Below are 17244 nucleotides of genomic sequence, written 5' to 3' on the forward strand. Positions count from 1 at the left end.
CCCCGCTCGGCTGGACTGCCTTCCGTCATTCAGGTAGCTTTGCCGGTTACGCGGGAGCGTTCCAGCTCCTAGACTCAGACTTTTTCCGCGCGCACGCATTGGGCACTCTCAACTGAACGACGCGCACCGGTCTGGCCAGGCATCGCCTGCGCTCCACTCATTCATCCGTCACTGACCCTAGGTTCTCCATGGCTCAATACGTCTTCACCATGCATCGGCTGGGCAAAGTTGTTCCGCCGAAGCGGGAAATCCTGAAAAACATTTCGCTGTCCTTCTTCCCTGGCGCCAAGATCGGCGTGCTCGGCCTCAACGGCTCGGGCAAATCCACGCTGCTGAAAATCATGGCCGGCGTCGACACCGAGTTCGAGGGCGAAGCCCGCCCGATGCCGGAGCTGAACATCGGCTACCTGCCGCAGGAACCGCAACTGGATCCGGCCAAGACCGTGCGCGAAGTGGTCGAGGAAGCGGTCAGCGTGATCAAGGACGCCCAGGCCCGCCTGGACGAGGTCTACGCCGCCTACGCCGAGCCGGACGCCGACTTCGACAAGCTGGCCGCCGAACAGGCCAAGCTCGAAGCGATCCTGCAGGCCAGCGACGGCCACAACCTGGAGCGTCAGCTGGAAGTCGCCGCCGACGCGCTGCGCCTGCCGGCGTGGGACGCGAAGGTCGAACACCTGTCCGGCGGTGAGAAACGCCGCGTGGCCCTGTGCCGCCTGCTGCTGTCCGCCCCGGACATGCTGCTGCTCGACGAACCGACCAACCACCTGGACGCCGACTCCGTCGCCTGGCTCGAACACTTCCTGCACGACTTCCCGGGCACCGTGGTGGCGATCACCCACGACCGTTACTTCCTGGACAACGTCGCCGGCTGGATCCTGGAACTCGACCGCGGCGCGGGCATTCCTTACGAGGGCAACTACTCGGGTTGGCTGGAAGCCAAGTCCGATCGTCTGGCCCAGGAATCCAAGCAGCAGTCGGCCCACGAAAAGGCCATGAAGGAAGAGCTGGAGTGGGTGCGCAAAGGCGCCAAGGCCCGCCAGTCCAAGTCCAAGGCACGTCTGGCGCGCTTCGAGGAAATGCAGTCGCAGGAATTCCAGAAGCGCAGCGAGACCAACGAGATCTACATCCCGGCCGGTCCGCGCCTGGGCGACAAGGTCATCGAATTCAAGAACGTCACCAAGGGCTACGGCGACCGCGTGCTGATCGACAACCTGTCGTTCTCCATGCCCAAAGGCGCCATCGTCGGCGTGATCGGCGGCAACGGCGCCGGTAAGTCGACCCTGTTCCGCATGCTGATGGGCAAGGAAACCCCGGACTCCGGCAGCATCGAGATCGGCGAGACCGTGCAGCTGGCCTGCGTGGACCAGAGCCGCGAAGACCTGGACGGCAGCAAGACCGTGTTCCAGCAGATCTCCGACGGTTCCGACCAGATCCGCATCGGCAGCTACGAGATTCCGTCGCGCACCTACGTCGGCCGCTTCAACTTCAAGGGCGGCGACCAGCAGAAGTTCGTCAAGGATCTGTCCGGCGGTGAGCGCGGCCGTCTGCACCTGGCGCTGACCCTGAAGGAGGGCGGCAACGTCCTGCTGCTCGACGAACCGTCCAACGACCTCGACGTCGAAACCCTGCGTTCCCTGGAAGAGGCCCTGCTGGACTTCCCGGGCGCCGCCATTGTGATCTCCCACGACCGGTGGTTCCTTGACCGCGTCGCGACCCACATCCTGGCGTACGAAGACGACTCGCAAGCGGTGTTCTTCGAAGGCAACTACACCGAGTACGAGGCCGACCGCAAGAAACGCCTCGGCGACGCCGCGGCCCAGCCGCACCGTGTTCGCCACAAGAAGCTGGCCTGATCCGGCTGGTGGCATGAAAGAGAACGGAGCCTTAGGGCTCCGTTTTTTTGCCCTGCGCACTTTCACTGGAACCGCATCATGGCCATCGCCAGCAGGCTGGCTCCCACAGGTTCCGTGTCCGCCACCCACATTGTGGAAGCCAGCCTGCCGATGATCTGCGGCCAGCGCAAACCTGTGGAAGCCAACCTGCCGATGATCTGCGGCCAGCGCGAACCCTGTGGGAGCTGGCTTGCCAGCGATTGGGCCGGTGCATCCGACATCACCGGGGACTGATCCGACGCCCTCGACTGTGGGAGCCAGCCTGCTGGCGATGGCGTCAGTGAAGATTGCCGCCTAGGCCGGTTCGATGCGGATCACCTCGATCACCCGATCGCCGGCCGGGCGCTGCCACAGCACTTCGTCGTTGAGCCGGGCGCCCAGCAGCGCCCGGCCCAGGGGCGAGCTCCAGTTGATCAGGCCGCGGGCGACGTCGGCCTGGTCTTCGCCCACCAGTTGTACCCGGCGTTCGGTGTTGTGCTCGTCGGCGTAGGTCACCCAGCTGCCGATCTGCACCTTGTCGGTCGAGGTGGCGGCGGGCACCACCTGGGCGCTGCCGACGCGCTGCATGAAATAGCGCAAGTCCCGGTCGAGATCGGCCAGGCGCTGCTTGTCGGCCTGATCGCCCTTTTCCGATTGCTCGGCCAGCAGGGCCTGCAGTTCCGCCACTTTGGCCTGCAGCAGCGCAAAGCCCTGGGGCGTGACGTAGTTGGGTTGCGTGCTGACCTGCCGCTCGACCGGTTGGTCGGCCTGCGCGGCGGCGTTGTCCTCATTGACGAAAGCGCGGCTCATGGTCGCCTCCTTTGACGGGCCTTCTTAGGGAGTCGACCCATGGTCGCAGGCATCGTTCGGACGCGGTTGTCTGGAAACGACCTAAGGCGAGCGATACGCCCGCGCCGCGTCCCGATCCTTCTGCTGCTGCCAGGCGCGTTCGCGCTCGTCCCAGTGCTCGTTGCGGTAGTCGTCGCGATCCTTGTTTTCCAGCATGGCCTGGCACTGGCGGAAACCGTCGCTCCAGCCTTCGGCGTACTGCGCGTCCTTGAGGTAGCGCGGCACGTCCTTGCGGAACTCTCCGCTGATCGAGCCGGCCGCCTGTCGGCCGCTGACGCAGCCGTCATCGAAACCGTCGGCGAAGGCCGGTGGATAACCTCTGGCGATCAACTCTTCATGGGTGCTCTGGCAACCGCCGACCAGCAACAACACGCCCAGCAATCCCGCACACCGCCACATCTCGTTCTCCCGGGCCGTTTCACGGCTGATACGGGAAAGTCTAGAAGCGGATTCGTCCGGTGTGCGTGAAAGGCATGTGAGCAATTTGTTGAGCGTGCGCAAATCCCCTGTAGGAGCGAGCCTGCTCGCGATAGCGGTGTGCCAGCCCACGCATTCGTCGGCTGAAGAACCGAATCGCGAGCAGGCTCGCTCCTACAGGGGTGGTGGGGGATCAGTAGTGATACCACTTCACCTCAAGCATCACTTCGGTCTGCGGGGTGGCCAGATGGCTGAATTCGCGTTCGGCGCTCAGCCGCAGGCCGAGGTTGCGCGACAGTTCCCACTGCTGGTTGAGGCTCAGGCTGCGGCGCACTTCGCCGTTGGTGAAGTAATCGCCCTTGGCCTCCAGGCTGAGGTTGCCCAGCGGGTTTTTCCACAGCACGCCGCTGTTGAAGCCGGCGGCGGGGGCGATGAACCCGGCGAAGTCGTTGTTGTGTTCAATCCGCACCGTGCCGAGGGCGAAGCCGAGCATGTCCTCGCCCAATTGCCAGGTGCCGCCGCCTCCGCCGTTGACGTGGCTGACCAGGGTTTCGTCGTCGTGCTTGCCCGGCACCCGCTCAAGCCCCCCGGTGACCTGCCACGACAACGGCTGCAGCAGCGCGTTGCGCGGGGTCAGGGAGCGGATGGTGGCCAGGTCCAGCCGCTGGAACTGCCAATCGTTGCCCTCGTATTGGCGCAGCTTCATCTGCAGGATTTCGATCTGCGCGCCCAGCGGGAAGCTTTCGCCGTTGTCGTTGAGGTCGTGGTAGGCCATGCGCAGACCGTACTCGCCGAACGCCCGGTCGCCGCGGGTGCCCAGGCCGGCCTGCCAAGTGCGCGATTCGTGTCCGTCCTCGGGCAGGCCGGGGCGAGGGATCTCCAGCTCCGGCGCCGGGTTCTTGTTGATCGCCCGCAGCAGTTCGAAGCTGCGCTGGGCCCGTTGCGGATCGCGCTCCTGGCCGTTGGCGCGGTAGCGCTCCAGGCGGTACGCGGCATCGATGACCAGCGCCTGACGGTCGCGGGGCAGGGCCTTGAAGGCGGGCGCCTGCAACTGTTGCTGGTCGGCGCTGACCTTCAGCACCCAGTCCTGTTCCTCGTCGCTCAACGGCTCGGCGCGGCTGAGCAGTTCGCGCTCACGGGACGGACGGTATTCGATGTGCTCCACCAGGCCCGCGTCCTTCACCGCTTTGACGGTGTCGGTGGGGATGGCCGTGAGCGGGAACTGTTCGGTCAGGCGCAGGCCCGGGCGGGCCACCTGCAGCAGTTCGAGCAGGCGGTAGGAGCAGTTCTCGTCGAAGAAGAAGTAGTCGAACTTGATCTGCTTGAGCTCCCACACGTGCTCGACCATGCGCGCGGTTTCCTGCGGCGTCAGGTTCAGCCGGTATTCCCACAGGTCACGGTTTTCCAGGCTGCGGTACTCGGAGAGCTTTTCCTGGTAGGGCACCAGGGCGAACAGCCCCGGATAGCCGCCCATCAGGCCTTTCCAGGCGTAGAGGATGCTGTTGTCCGAGCCTTCGATGTAGGCGCCGAAGTTGATCGCGTAGCTGAGCAGCGACGTCTTGTCGCTTTGCACGTCGGCCTGGTCGATGCGCAGCAGCGTGTGGCCGAACATCGACGACGGGCTGTTGAGGTAGGCCGCCGGGAAGATCATCACCGCGCTGTGGGGCGAGACGTCCTTGAACCATTGCCGGAATTCGGCGCAGTCCGGGGCCGGCAGGTCCTTGAGGTTCAGTTGCGCCTTCAGCCAGCGCGTACGGGCCGGGTACACGCATTGGGCGTGCCGCTCGCCGAGGCTGGCCGGTGCGTACAGCGCCTGCACGGTGGCGGCCAGTTCACGGTCGGGGTGTTCGTTGCCGTCGGCGGCGAGGAAGAACCGGCTGTCGCTGACATAGCTGCGCCAGCCGCCGAGCTTGGCGGTCTCGTAGTGGCCCAGGGAAATCCAGAAGCGGTCGTTGGCTAGTTGCTGCAAACGTTGGGGATCGAGGTGGGGCGCGGCGGACAGCGGGGCGCAGGCACACAGCGCCAGCCAGGCAAGGCGTTTGAGCATAGGTGGCAACTTGAAATCGTCAAAAAGGGTTCGACGGGTAACGGCCGGTCAACCCATGCGGGAGCGAGCAGGCTCGATTCCACCGTCATTGCTGATGACTGGCCGGCATTTCCCGACAGAGGGCCGCTGCGAAAGAACAAAACCCGCTCCCCGAAGGAAGCGGGCGGGGCCTGGCTTAGGCCTGGGTCGCGTACTTGGCCAGGCGAGGGTCGGCCTTGAGGACGGCCAGGGTGTTGGTGTGCACGTCCTCGGCGGTCACGTCAGCCTTGCTGAAGATCTGCTGGAAGTGTTCGTGGGTCACGGCGGCGAAGTGCGCGCGGTCTTCCGGCGCCACGCCCAGCACCACGGCGTAGGTGGTCAGCGCTTCGCCCTGGCCCTTGGCCATGTCTTCGGACAGCTCGTTCATCATGCCGTTCATGGCGAACCAGGACTTGCCGCCGTAGGTCAGCGCCGCGTTGGTGGAGCAGCCGTTGGTGCCGGAGGTCATGCCGAACGTCGCGTTGCCGGAGGTGCCGTTGGTGGTGGAGGCGAGGAAGTGGGCCGGCGTGCCGCGCTGGCCTTCGAACAGCATGTTGCCCCAGCCGCAATCAGGGCCGCCCGGCGCCTGGGCCATGGCATTGATGGATACAGCGGTGAAGAGAGTACCGAGAAGAATCCGTTTCATAGCTTTGTTCTCTTTATGTGCGTACCAATGGACAGGGTTCTGGCCCCCCCAAGCTCTGTGCGTACAGACCCGAACGGCGCCAGTGGGCCGGTATTCGTTCCAGCCGCGCAGCTTGGAGTTTAGGCACGTTCGCCGGGTTCCGTCACATTTTCCTTCAGATTTGCGCACGGGCCGGCTTTTCGTGAGGGCGCAGGCCGGCGCATCGCCGCAAGGCGCCTTGCCAGTGGGTACGGGCAGCGCCAGAATGCCTCTTATCTGCCCCGCCTGATTGTTAAGGAAGCCCGATGCCTGATCCTGTTGCCGCCAGTTTGCGTCTGGCGCCCGAAGCGCTGACCCGTCCGTTTTCCGCTGAACAGTTCAGCTTCACCACCACCAACGATCTGGAGCCCTTTCGCGGTGTGCTCGGCCAGGAACGCGCGGTCGAAGCCCTGCAGTTCGGCGTGGCCATGCCGCGCCCCGGTTATAACGTCTTTGTCATGGGCGAGCCCGGCACCGGCCGCTTCTCGTTCGTCAAACGCTACCTGAAGGCCGAAGGCAAGCGCCTGCAGACCCCGGCGGACTGGGTCTACGTCAACCATTTCGACGAACCGCGCGAGCCCCGCGCCCTGGAGCTGCCGTCGGGCACCGCCGGCGCCTTCATCAATGACATCAACGGCCTGATCGACAACCTGCTGGCGACCTTTCCGGCCGTCTTCGAGCATCCGTCCTACCAGCAGAAGAAGAGCGGCATCGACCGCGCCTTCAACCAGCGCTACGACCGTGCGCTGGATGTGATCGAGCGCCTGGCCCTGGAAAAGGACGTCGCCCTGTACCGCGACAGCAGCAACATCGCCTTCACCCCGATGTTCGAGGGCAAGGCGCTGGACGAGGCGGAGTTCGCCCAGTTGCCGGAAGCCGACCGCGAGCGCTTCCACGAGGACATCTCCGCACTGGAGGAGCGCCTCAACGAGGAGTTGGCGAGCCTGCCGCAGTGGAAGCGCGAGTCGAGCAACCAGCTGCGCCAGCTCAACGAAGAGACCATCACCCTGGCCCTGCAGCCGTTGCTGGCGCCGCTGTCGGAAAAGTACGCCGAGAACGCCGGCGTCTGCGGCTACCTGCAAGCGATGCAGGTGTACCTGCTCAAGACCGTGGTCGAGCAACTGGTGGACGACAGCAAGACCGACGCCGTCGCCCGCAAGCTGCTGGAGGAGCAATACGCCCCCAGCCTGGTGGTCGGCCACCCGGTCAGCGGCGGCGCGCCGGTGGTGTTCGAGCCGCACCCGACCTACGAAAATCTGTTCGGCCGCATCGAGTACACCACCGATCAGGGTGCGCTCTACACCACGTACCGGCAGCTGCGCCCGGGTGCGCTGCACCGGGCCAACGGCGGTTTCCTGATCCTTGAGGCGGAAAAGATGCTCGGCGAGCCGTTCGTGTGGGATGCGCTCAAGCGCGCCCTGCAGTCGCGCAAGCTGAAGATGGAGTCGCCGCTCGGCGAAATGGGCCGCTTCGCCACCGTGACCCTGACCCCGCAGCACATCCCGCTGCAGGTCAAGGTGATCATCATCGGCGCCCGGCAGCTGTACTACGCGCTGCAGGACCACGATCCGGACTTCCAGGAGATGTTCCGCGTCCTGGTGGACTTCGATGAAGACATCCCGATGGTCGACGAAAGCCTGGAGCAGTTCGCCCAACTGCTCAAGACCCGCACCTCGGAGGAGGGCATGGCGCCGTTGACCGCTGACGCGGTGGCGCGCCTGGCCACCTACAGCGCTCGCCTGGCCGAACACCAGGGGCGGTTGTCGGCGCGGATCGGCGACCTGTTCCAGCTGGTCAGCGAAGCGGACTTCATCCGTCACCTGGCCGGCGACGAAATGACCGACGCCGGCCACATCGAGCGGGCGCTGAAGGCCAAGGCCACCCGCACCGGGCGCGTGTCGGCGCGGATCCTCGACGACATGCTCGCCGGGATCATCCTGATCGACACCGACGGCGCGGCGGTGGGCAAGTGCAACGGGCTGACGGTACTGGAGGTCGGCGACTCGGCGTTCGGCGTGCCGGCGCGGATCTCCGCCACGGTGTACCCGGGCGGCAGCGGCATCGTCGACATCGAGCGCGAGGTCAACCTCGGCCAGCCGATCCACTCCAAGGGCGTGATGATCCTCACCGGCTACCTGGGCAGCCGCTATGCGCAGGAATTCCCGCTGGCGATCTCCGCGAGCATCGCGCTGGAGCAGTCCTACGGCTACGTCGACGGTGACAGCGCTTCGCTGGGCGAGGCGTGCACGCTGATCTCGGCGCTGTCCAAGACCCCGCTCAAGCAGTGCTTCGCCATCACCGGCTCCATCAACCAGTTCGGCGAGGTGCAGGCGGTCGGCGGGGTCAACGAGAAGATCGAAGGCTTCTTCCGCCTCTGCGAAGCCCGCGGGTTGACCGGCGAGCAGGGCGCGATCATTCCCAAGGCCAACGTCGCCACGCTGATGCTCGATGAGAAGGTGCTGGCGGCGGTGCGCGCCGGGCAGTTCCACGTTTATGCGGTGAGCCAGGCCGACGAGGCGCTGAGCCTGCTGGTGGGCGAGCCGGCCGGTGAGCCGGACGCCGACGGCCAGTTCCCGGAAGGCAGCGTCAACGCTCGCGTCGTGGAGCGTCTGCGGGTGATCGCCGAGATGATCAGCGAAGAGGACCTGAAGGAGGCCGAGAAGGAAGCGGCCCAAGAGGCATTGGCCGAAGCCAAGCCGGCCTGAAGGCCGATGCGGTAAACCGGTGGGAGCTCGCCTGCGGGCGATTGCGGCGTGTCATTCGACATCTGTCTGTCTGACGTTCCGCCATCGCCGGCAGGCGGGCTCCCACCGTCGCATTTAGGCGGGAACGTGCGGGAAAGTGCCATCACTCTGGCGCCAAAATTCACACAATGACCATTCGGCGCCTTCTGGTCGTATCCGGTTGGCGCAGACGACTTTTCTTCTATTCTCAGCTCAAGGACATCGAGAGCATCACTGGATCGAAACAGCCTTCCCTTGAGGGTTGAACACCGGCTTCACCGAGGGTCGCCGCCATGTCGCGCAACCTCTGCCTCACCCGTCAGTGCCTGGGTCTTGTGACCCGTATCGAATGCGCCATCAAGCCCCTGGCCGGCGACACCGGCATGTGGACGCTGCTCTTCGCCGCCGGCATGGCCGGCGAACAACCTTCCGCCATCAAGGCCCAGGGCCCTTTCCACGGGCCGGTCGCCGCCGAGTCGATCCTCGACACCATCGTCGAAAGCCTCACGATGCACGGTTATGAGCTGGCCGACGATCCGCAGATCTGGAGCCTGCACCTGCAAGCCCAACTGCGGCAGATCAACGGCGGCCGCAGCCGCAGCCTCAACTGAGCCTTCCGGGTCCGGGGCTCAGGGGGCCGTGCCCGGTGCCTGAGCCTTGTCGAGTTTGACCTCAAAGCCGTACTGCACGGTGGCGAGGTCGGTTCGCCGGTAGGTTTCCACCTGCGTGGGACGACCGTAGAAGTAGTGCACGCCGAAGATCGCCGGGCCCTCTGCGCCCGCGTCGTGGCTGACCGAAAGAATCTGCTTGAGGTACTGGCCGCTGCCGTCCTTGACGAAGAAGCGCCACTGGTCGGCCGCGAACCGCTTCAGATCCACCACCAGCATGTTGTTGCGGATGTCCAGGCCCTTGGGCAAGGACTTGGCGTCGAACGTCTGCTTTTCCACCGTGGCCAGGAACAGCGGCATGGAGCCGACCGCAAACGCCGGGGTTTCCGGGAACAGGTTCAGATCGTAGGTGATCGTGCCCGACAGCGGATCGACCTGGTACGCCTCCGGCGGCAGTTCGATCGGCTCGTCCCGTTCGCCGTTGCGCTTTTGCGTGAAGAAAGTCACCGGGCTGTCGCCGGGGCTGAAGTCCTCGCCGAGCAGTTCGTCGTTGAAGGTCTTGCGGTGATCGAACTCGATCCGGGCGGCACTGGGCTCCTCCACCGACTGGCGGATGCGGATGCTGTCCTTCAGCTGCTGCTCGGTCAGGGCCGCGCCCTTGAGCCAGTCCGCGGCCTGGTCGTCATACACCGTCACCGGCAGGTCCAGTGGCTGCACCGCCTTCGCGGTGGTGTGCGGATCCAGGTGGCGCACCGGCAGATCCAGCGGCTTGCGGGTCACGCTCACGTTCGAGAAGTCCAGCACGCTCACTTCGAGGGTCTCGACCGGGCCATGGAAGTACACCTTGTTGTAGCGGCGCGGGTGCTGGCGCTCGAAGGCGCTCTGGCCGTCGTTGAGCTGTTTCTCCAGAGCGTCGCTCCAGGCCTTTTGCTGCTGCAGGTGCGCCAGCTGTTCCTGGTAGAACGCGACCTGCTCCGGGCTCTCGTTGATCGACCCGGCGCGCTTGAGGTATTGGCCGGTGGCGTCGCGGGCCTGGACGATCATCGGGTTGAGCGGTGTGCCGCCGACCTCAGGGGCCAGGGGCAGGCTGTTGCTGAATTCGACTTCGGCGTAGTTCTTCTCAAGCTTGAGCAGCGTGACGCTGAGATTGCCGTCGGTGCGGGTCTGGCCGATGTCCTGTTTGCCGAGGTCAAAGCCGTGCAGGCGCCCGGGGGCGATGACCTCGATCTCGCCCAGCAGGCTGACCGGCTGCGGCTGGCTCTTGCGGTCGATGTCCAGGCCTTCGATGAAGGGGTAGGACAGGGTCAGGTCGTCGGGGGTGGAGCTGGACGGGCTGAGCTGGATGCCCGGGTCGGTCTCCGACCATTCCGTTTGCCAGGCGATCACCCGTTTGTCGCTCAAGGTCACCGACTGCCATTGCACGCCGTGGGGGAACAGGAAGCCGCCGGGGATGTTGAGGTTGAAGGGGAACACCGGCTGCAGATCGGTGAGGTAGTCGGAGCCGACGTCCTTGCGCAGCACGAACAGGCCATCGATGAACGTATCGACCAGCGCCTGGGGCGTGGGGTAGTGCCTGAGCGCGCCGAGGGCGTCTTCGCCGTACTCGGTCTTGGCCGGTTGGCCGTCGAGCCGCCGCCGGGCGCGTTCGAGCAGCAGCAGCGAACCGCCGAGTTCGGTCACGGCGTCCTTGAGCTTGGGGTCGGTGATGGCGTCCAGCGACTGTTCGAACTGCGCGGTCTTTTCCTCAAGGCTCGGGCCGTGCTTTTCGTCGTCCGGCGAGCAGCCGCCCAGCAGCAGAGCGAGGCACATTCCGGCAGTCGTCATCGGCAAGCGCACATCCATTTCCAGTCGTCCTGTCCACTGTCGCGGGGCTGTCAATGATCTGGACACTAGCAGAAAAACTTTGACACACACACGCAGGTGGCGGATTTCCGGGCGGTTTCTGGCGCTCGCGGGGGGCTGGTATACTCGCCGCCGATTACAACCCCTTGTGTGAGATTCAATGGAACGCTTTGTCGAAAACGCAATGTACGCCTCGCGCTGGCTGCTGGCGCCGATCTACTTCGGTCTGTCCCTCGGGCTGCTGGCGCTGGCGCTGAAATTCTTCCAGGAAGTCTTCCACGTCATCCCCAACGTGTTCGAGATGGCCGAGTCGGAACTGATCCTGGTGCTGCTGTCGCTGATCGACATGGCGCTGGTGGGCGGCCTGCTGGTGATGGTGATGATTTCCGGCTACGAGAACTTCGTCTCTCAGCTGGACATCGACGACAGCAAGGAAAAGCTCAACTGGCTGGGCACCATGGACTCCTCGTCGCTGAAGATGAAAGTGGCGGCCTCGATCGTGGCGATCTCCTCGATCCACCTGCTGCGCATCTTCATGGACGCCAAGAACGTCGACCCCGAACACCTGATGTGGTACGTGATCATCCACATGACCTTCGTGGTCTCGGCGTTCGCCATGGGTTATCTGGACAAAGTGACCAAGCACTGAGTCGCGATGGGGAAGCTCGCCCGACGGCTTCCCTCTTCAAGCAGGAAAAACACCGCCCGTCCGTTGCAAAACAGACGGGCGGTCTCGTTCATGGCTTGTGCTTTGTCGTGCCGAAGCCTATCCCTGTAGGCGTCCAGACCCGCCGTCGCGTGAGGTGCGCCCATGAACCTGCAAGAGCTGAATGCGTTTGCCGTCGCCAGGAAGGTCGATGAACTGAACCTGATCTCCATGGAGGGCGGAATCTATCTGCTCGAGGCGCGGATGCACGGCGCGGCATACCCGCTCAGCGGCACCGATGGGCAGATGCTGACGCTGCGTTCGGTGGAGCACGCCCGGGATCTGCTGCACAACTTCCCGGTGCTGCCGTTCAACCTGGTGCACACCTCGGTGCACGACGAGATGTGCGGTCTCGGCGCCAGCGGCGAGGAAAGCCTGAAAGTGCCGTTGGCGTGGCGCTCGGCGCTGTAGCGCCCGCGATCCGATCAAAGCCTGGGCATCTGTGCTAGTCTGCTCGCCCTTTTGGTTCCGGGCGAGCCGGGACGCGCTGTGCATGCACGGCCAGTCCCGGGCCGTCCGCACAGCGGAGCAGTGTCATGTCCGAAGTAAATCTGTCCACCGACGAAACCCGCGTCAGCTACGGCATCGGCCGTCAGCTGGGCGACCAGCTGCGCGACAACCCGCCACCGGGCGTCAGCCTGGACGCGATCCTGGCCGGCTTGACCGACGCGTTCGCCGGCCAGCCAAGCCGTGTGGGCCAGGAAGAGATGTCCGCCAGCTTCAAGGTGATCCGCGAGATCATGCAAGCCGAAGCCGCTGCCAAGGCTGAAGCCGCCGCCGGCGAAGGCCGTGCGTTCCTGGCCGAAAACGCCAAGCGCGAAGGCATCACCACTCTGGCTTCCGGCCTGCAGTTCGAAGTGCTGACCCAGGGCGAAGGCGCCAAGCCGACCCGTGAAGACAACGTGCGCACCCACTACCACGGCACGCTGATCGACGGCACTGTGTTCGACAGCTCCTACGAGCGCGGCCAGCCTGCCGAATTCCCGGTGGGCGGCGTGATCGCCGGCTGGACCGAAGCCCTGCAACTGATGAATGCCGGCAGCAAATGGCGTCTGTACGTGCCGAGCGAGCTGGCTTACGGCGCGCAAGGCGTGGGCAGCATCCCGCCGCACAGCGTTCTGGTGTTCGACGTCGAGCTGCTCGACGTTCTGTAAGGACTGGCCTGCCTTGATGGCAGGCTAATGTGGGAGCCAGCCTGCTGGCGATAGGATCGACCGGTTCTTTGGGGGCCGCGCGGATGCCATCGTCAGTTGGCTGGATCCCACCGTTCCTGCGGTGGTTTTCATACTTCGATCTTGTTGTGCAATTCACCGGTCGGGCGCAAGGCCCGGGCGTAGCAGAACAGGAACAGATTGCGCACCAGCTCCTTGAGCACCAGCGGTTCGCTGGAACTCAGGCCGCTGACGTCCAGGTCGCCCTGATCCTGCAGTTCATGCAGGGCTTCTTCTTCCAGCACCGCGCAGACTTCCCCGGTTTCCCGATGCAGGATCCGCAGGTAAGGGTGCGGACGGTCCAGCCAGGCGTCGATCAGATAAGTCATGGTTCTCATCTCCATTGAAAGGGTTCAATGAGAATAATTCTTATTCGTCAAATAGCAAGCGCCTATTGGCGGTTTGCGTTTTTTTGCGGGTAAAGATTGCGTAAGGTCAAAACGGCTGGCGTTTGGCCATTGCGTTGCGGCGAGGGGAAAGCGAGGGAGGGGTCGCCATCCCGCGTCGGGCGCGGGATGGCAGGCAGCGGGCTCAGACCTTTCTGACGAACTCGGACTTGAGCTTCATCGGGCCGATGCCGTCGATCTTGCAGTCGATGTCGTGGTCGCCGTCGCACAGACGGATGTTCTTGACCTTGGTGCCGACCTTGACCACCAGCGAGGTGCCCTTGACCTTCAGGTCCTTGATCACGGTGATGGTGTCGCCGTCCTGCAGGACATTGCCCACCGCGTCTTTCTTCACGGTGTCTTCGGATGCCGCGTCGGCTTCACCGTTGGCGGACCATTCGTGGGCGCACTCCGGGCACACCAGTTGGGCACCGTCTTCGTAGGTGTATTCGGAATTGCATTTCGGGCAGGGTGGCAACGTGCTCACTAAGGCTCCTTGGTATGAGGATCGTTAAAGGGCGCACATTGTATAGGGTTTTAAGCGAAGCAGGGCATTGCATGCAAAGCACTGCGGGAGCGGAGCTGCTCGCGATGGCGTCTGACATGACGCTATCGCAAGCAAGCCCGCTCCCGCAGGGGCAGCAAGATCAGTGCGTGCGGGCGACCGCGAACTCGCTCAGTTCGACCAGCGCATCGCGGTATTTGCTGGCAGGCAGCGCTTCGAGGCACTTGATGGCACGGGCCACGTAGTCGCGGGCCAACTGCGCGGTGTAGTCCAGCGAGCCGGAGGCTTCGACCGCCGCACGGATGCTTTCGAGGTCTTCGATGCCGCCTTTCTGGATCGCCTGGCGCACCAGGGCCGCCTGTTCCGGCGTGCCTTCGCGCATGGTGTAGATCAGCGGCAGGGTCGGCTTGCCTTCGGCCAGGTCGTCGCCGACGTTCTTGCCCAGCGTGTCGGCGTCGCCCTTGTAGTCGAGCAGGTCGTCGACCAGTTGGAACGCCACGCCCAGGTGGTCGCCGAAGGTGCGCAGGGCCTCGGCCTGTTCGGCGGTGGCGCCGGCCAGCGCGGCGGCGCTGTGGGTCGAGGCTTCGAACAGCATCGCGGTCTTGCCGCGGATGACTTCCATGTAGGTCTCTTCGGTGGTGCTGGCGTCGCGCACCTTGGACAGCTGCAGCACTTCGCCTTCGGCGATGATGCGCGTGGCCTGGGACAGGATCTTCATCACCGGCATCGAGCCCAGTTCGACCATCATCTCGAACGAGCGCGAGTACAGGAAGTCGCCGACCAGCACGCTCGGGGCGTTGCCCCACATGGCGTTGGCGGTGGAGCGGCCGCGGCGCATGCCGGACATGTCGACCACGTCGTCATGCAGCAGGGTCGCCGTATGCAGGAATTCGATGGTGGCGGCCAGCAGGCGCAGGTCGTCGCCCTCGCGGCCCAGGGCCTTGCCGCACAGCAGCACCAGCAGCGGGCGCAGGCGTTTGCCGCCGGCTGACGTGATGTAATCGCCGATTTTCGACACCAGCGGCACGCGGGAAGTCAGCTGTTTCTTGATGATGCCGTCGACGGCGCTAAAATCGTCCGCCACCGCGCGGTAGAAAGCTTGGGGTTGCATCAGAGACAGGTGCTCCAGAAGGGTTGCGCGGCATGCTAGGACCCACGTCCGCAGGTGTCAAGGCGCGATGGATGGCCCCTTGCGCGGCGTCGGCGGCTTGCGTACAATCGCGCACCCTGAACTTCCTGGGCAGCACCTGCCTTACGCAATTGCACTTGGGCCGTTCCAGCCCCATGCAGCCATGCCAGCCAATACCTCTTCCTATAAAGAGCTGGGTGAGCAGGATTATCGGAGAAATACCATGTACGCAGTAATCGTTACCGGCGGTAAGCAATACAAAGTCGCTGAAGGTGAATACCTGAAGATCGAAAAACTGGAAGTCGCCACCGGCGAATCCGTGACCTTTGACCGCGTTCTGCTGGTCGCCAACGGCGACGACGTGAACATCGGCGCACCTGTTGTTGCTGGCGCAACCGTCAAGGCTGAAGTGATCTCCCAAGGTCGTCACGATAAAGTCCGCATCATCAAGTTCCGTCGCCGTAAGCACCACATGAAGCGTATGGGCCACCGCCAGTGGTTCACCGAGATCAAAATCACCGGTATTCAGGCTTAATTTCAGCCTAATTCCTCACTAGGAGAATTGAACTCATGGCACACAAAAAAGCTGGTGGTAGTACCCGCAACGGTCGCGACTCAGAAGCCAAACGACTTGGCGTGAAGATGTACGGCGGCCAGGCCATCAAGGCCGGCAACATCATCGTGCGTCAGCGCGGCACCCAATTCCACGCTGGCTACGGCGTTGGCATGGGCAAGGATCACACCCTGTTCGCGAAAATCGAAGGCGTGATCAAGTTCGAAGTAAAGGGCGCTTTCAACCGCCGTTACGTGAGCGTTGTCGCAGCCTGATTGCGAGAATGCTGGAGAAGCCCTGTCTTGCGACGGGGCTTTTTCGTTTGTGGGATGAGTCTCTTGCAAAGCTGTTTGTATGGGCTGTCGGCGTGCGATGCGGGTCGTGTATTGGGGTCGCTGCGCTCATCTTTGCAAGAGTCTTATGTCTTGATTGTTTTTCGGCTCGTCCGTACGGCGAGAGGCGTTGGTTATGAAGTTTGTTGATGAAGTATCGATCCGCGTGAAGGCGGGTGACGGCGGCAACGGGTGCATGAGCTTCCGTCGCGAGAAGTTCATTGAGAACGGCGGTCCGAACGGCGGTGACGGCGGTGACGGCGGTTCCATCTACATGATGGCCGACGAAAACCTCAACACCCTGGTGGACTACCGTTACACCCGGCATTTCGATGCCGAGCGCGGCTCCAACGGCGGCAGCACCGACTGCACCGGCAAGAAGGGCGAAGACCTGATCCTGCGCGTGCCGGTCGGCACCACGGTGATCGACTCGTCCACCCAGGAAGTGATCGGCGACCTGACCAAGTCCGGTCAGAAGCTGCTGGTGGCCCATGGCGGCTGGCACGGGCTGGGCAACACCCGCTTCAAGTCCAGCACCAACCGCGCGCCGCGCCAGACCACGCCGGGCAAGCCGGGCGAGCAGCGCGACCTGAAGCTGGAAATGAAAGTGCTGGCCGACGTCGGCCTGCTGGGCTTGCCGAACGCCGGCAAGAGCACCTTCATCCGTTCGGTGTCGGCCGCCAAGCCGAAAGTCGCCGACTACCCGTTCACCACGCTGGTGCCGAACCTGGGCGTGGTCAGCGTCGACCGCTGGAAGAGCTTCGTCATCGCCGACATTCCGGGGTTGATCGAAGGTGCATCCGACGGCGCCGGCCTGGGCATCCGTTTCCTCAAGCATCTGGCGCGCACCCGTCTGCTGCTGCACCTCGTGGACATGGCGCCGCTGGACGAAAGCAGCGCGGCGGATGCGGCGGAAGTGATCGTCAACGAGCTGACCAAGTTCAGCCCTTCGCTGGCTGAGCGCGACCGTTGGCTGATCCTGAACAAGTGCGACCAGATCCTCGAGGAAGAGCATGAGGCTCGGGTCAAGGAAGTGGTCGAGCGCCTGCAGTGGGAAGGTCCGGTCTACGTGATCTCGGCCATCGCCAAAGAGGGCACCGAGCGCCTTACCCGCGACATCATGCGTTACCTGGAAGACCGCGCCGACCGTCTGGCCAATGATCCGGCCTACCAGGAAGAGCTGGCCGACCTCGATCAGCGCATCGAAGACGAAGCTCGTGCCCAGTTGCAGGCCCTGGATGACCAGCGCGCCCTGCGCCGCAGCGGCGTGAAGTCGGTCCATGACATCGGCGACGATGATTGGGACGAGGAAGACGTGGATGACGACGACGGTCCGGAAATCATTTACGTGCGCGACTGATCCGTTGCAGTAAACTTAAGCGC

The 17244-nt window shown here is 64.1% G+C and carries 18 protein-coding genes; 10 read left to right on the top strand and 8 right to left on the bottom strand.

Annotation, left to right across the window (positions count from 1 at the left end; all coding sequences use genetic code 11):
• The first annotated feature begins 188 nt into the window (after nucleotides 1–188).
• Nucleotides 189–1853 carry an energy-dependent translational throttle protein EttA gene (ettA, locus tag CAG41_RS13890; protein WP_085584140.1) on the top strand — a complete coding sequence of 555 codons (1665 nt, stop codon included), beginning with the start codon at nucleotides 189–191 and terminating at the stop codon, nucleotides 1851–1853.
• A gap of 78 nt (nucleotides 1854–1931) precedes the next feature.
• Entirely contained in the window at nucleotides 1932–2126 is a 195-nt protein-coding gene (locus CAG41_RS13895) for a hypothetical protein (RefSeq protein ID WP_085707105.1), read from the top strand.
• Between the two features lie 60 nt (nucleotides 2127–2186).
• On the opposite strand, the gene CAG41_RS13900 is transcribed toward CAG41_RS13895, so the two are convergent.
• The 4 genes from CAG41_RS13900 to CAG41_RS13915 all read right to left on the bottom strand — a co-directional run bounded on the left by CAG41_RS13900 (nucleotide 2187) and on the right by CAG41_RS13915 (nucleotide 5848).
• Entirely contained in the window at nucleotides 2187–2681 is a 495-nt protein-coding gene (locus CAG41_RS13900; protein WP_085584142.1) for a GreA/GreB family elongation factor, read from the bottom strand.
• Nucleotides 2682–2762: 81 nt separating this feature from the next.
• A complete protein-coding gene (locus CAG41_RS13905) occupies nucleotides 2763–3119 on the bottom strand; it encodes a hypothetical protein (protein ID WP_085584144.1) in 357 nt (118 codons plus the stop codon).
• A 211-nt stretch (nucleotides 3120–3330) separates the two neighbouring features.
• Nucleotides 3331–5184: a DUF4105 domain-containing protein gene (locus CAG41_RS13910; RefSeq protein ID WP_085656238.1), complete on the bottom strand. Its 1854-nt coding sequence runs from the start codon at nucleotides 5182–5184 to the stop codon at nucleotides 3331–3333.
• Nucleotides 5185–5359: 175 nt separating this feature from the next.
• Nucleotides 5360–5848, bottom strand: a complete 489-nt coding sequence (locus tag CAG41_RS13915; RefSeq protein ID WP_085584148.1) for a DUF3015 domain-containing protein — start codon at nucleotides 5846–5848, stop codon at nucleotides 5360–5362.
• A gap of 284 nt (nucleotides 5849–6132) precedes the next feature.
• Here CAG41_RS13915 and CAG41_RS13920 point away from each other — a divergent pair, with 284 nt between their 5' ends.
• The gene (locus CAG41_RS13920) at nucleotides 6133–8571 is read left to right on the top strand and encodes a Lon protease family protein (protein ID WP_085638874.1); all 2439 of its coding nucleotides are present in this window, start codon (nucleotides 6133–6135) and stop codon (nucleotides 8569–8571) included.
• Between the two features lie 311 nt (nucleotides 8572–8882).
• Nucleotides 8883–9200, top strand: a complete 318-nt coding sequence (locus CAG41_RS13925) for a hypothetical protein (RefSeq protein ID WP_085584152.1) — start codon at nucleotides 8883–8885, stop codon at nucleotides 9198–9200.
• A gap of 18 nt (nucleotides 9201–9218) precedes the next feature.
• On the opposite strand, the gene CAG41_RS13930 is transcribed toward CAG41_RS13925, so the two are convergent.
• Nucleotides 9219–11039, bottom strand: a complete 1821-nt coding sequence (locus CAG41_RS13930; RefSeq protein WP_085656236.1) for a hypothetical protein — start codon at nucleotides 11037–11039, stop codon at nucleotides 9219–9221.
• A 160-nt stretch (nucleotides 11040–11199) separates the two neighbouring features.
• Here CAG41_RS13930 and CAG41_RS13935 point away from each other — a divergent pair, with 160 nt between their 5' ends.
• From CAG41_RS13935 to CAG41_RS13945, 3 genes are all read left to right on the top strand, one after another.
• The gene (locus CAG41_RS13935) at nucleotides 11200–11688 is read left to right on the top strand and encodes a TIGR00645 family protein (protein WP_085584156.1); all 489 of its coding nucleotides are present in this window, start codon (nucleotides 11200–11202) and stop codon (nucleotides 11686–11688) included.
• A gap of 162 nt (nucleotides 11689–11850) precedes the next feature.
• Nucleotides 11851–12156, top strand: coding sequence for a DUF6482 family protein (locus CAG41_RS13940; protein ID WP_085584158.1), 306 nt, complete (start codon nucleotides 11851–11853; stop codon nucleotides 12154–12156).
• A 125-nt stretch (nucleotides 12157–12281) separates the two neighbouring features.
• Nucleotides 12282–12899 (top strand): FKBP-type peptidyl-prolyl cis-trans isomerase, encoded by a 618-nt coding sequence (locus CAG41_RS13945; RefSeq protein WP_085632290.1) that lies wholly within the window; start codon nucleotides 12282–12284, stop codon nucleotides 12897–12899.
• Between the two features lie 128 nt (nucleotides 12900–13027).
• Here the strand turns inward: CAG41_RS13945 and CAG41_RS13950 are convergent, their stop codons facing one another.
• From CAG41_RS13950 to CAG41_RS13960, 3 genes are all read right to left on the bottom strand, one after another.
• Nucleotides 13028–13285 (bottom strand): hypothetical protein, encoded by a 258-nt coding sequence (locus CAG41_RS13950; RefSeq protein WP_085584162.1) that lies wholly within the window; start codon nucleotides 13283–13285, stop codon nucleotides 13028–13030.
• Between the two features lie 202 nt (nucleotides 13286–13487).
• Nucleotides 13488–13829: a zinc ribbon domain-containing protein YjdM gene (locus CAG41_RS13955; protein ID WP_085584164.1), complete on the bottom strand. Its 342-nt coding sequence runs from the start codon at nucleotides 13827–13829 to the stop codon at nucleotides 13488–13490.
• Nucleotides 13830–13989: 160 nt separating this feature from the next.
• A complete protein-coding gene (locus CAG41_RS13960) occupies nucleotides 13990–14958 on the bottom strand; it encodes a polyprenyl synthetase family protein (RefSeq protein WP_085707106.1) in 969 nt (322 codons plus the stop codon).
• Between the two features lie 241 nt (nucleotides 14959–15199).
• Between CAG41_RS13960 and rplU the strand changes: the two genes are divergently transcribed.
• From rplU to cgtA, 3 genes are all read left to right on the top strand, one after another.
• Nucleotides 15200–15511 (top strand): 50S ribosomal protein L21, encoded by a 312-nt coding sequence (gene rplU / locus CAG41_RS13965; protein WP_003228361.1) that lies wholly within the window; start codon nucleotides 15200–15202, stop codon nucleotides 15509–15511.
• Between the two features lie 35 nt (nucleotides 15512–15546).
• Complete coding sequence (gene rpmA, locus CAG41_RS13970) at nucleotides 15547–15804, top strand: 50S ribosomal protein L27 (RefSeq protein ID WP_085584170.1); 258 nt, start codon at nucleotides 15547–15549, stop codon at nucleotides 15802–15804.
• A gap of 193 nt (nucleotides 15805–15997) precedes the next feature.
• Nucleotides 15998–17221, top strand: coding sequence for an Obg family GTPase CgtA (gene cgtA / locus CAG41_RS13975; protein ID WP_085584172.1), 1224 nt, complete (start codon nucleotides 15998–16000; stop codon nucleotides 17219–17221).
• The last annotated feature ends 23 nt before the right edge of the window (nucleotides 17222–17244 follow it).

It is taken from the genome of Pseudomonas sp. B35(2017) (assembly GCF_002113645.1).
GTDB lineage: Bacteria > Pseudomonadota > Gammaproteobacteria > Pseudomonadales > Pseudomonadaceae > Aquipseudomonas > Aquipseudomonas ekonensis.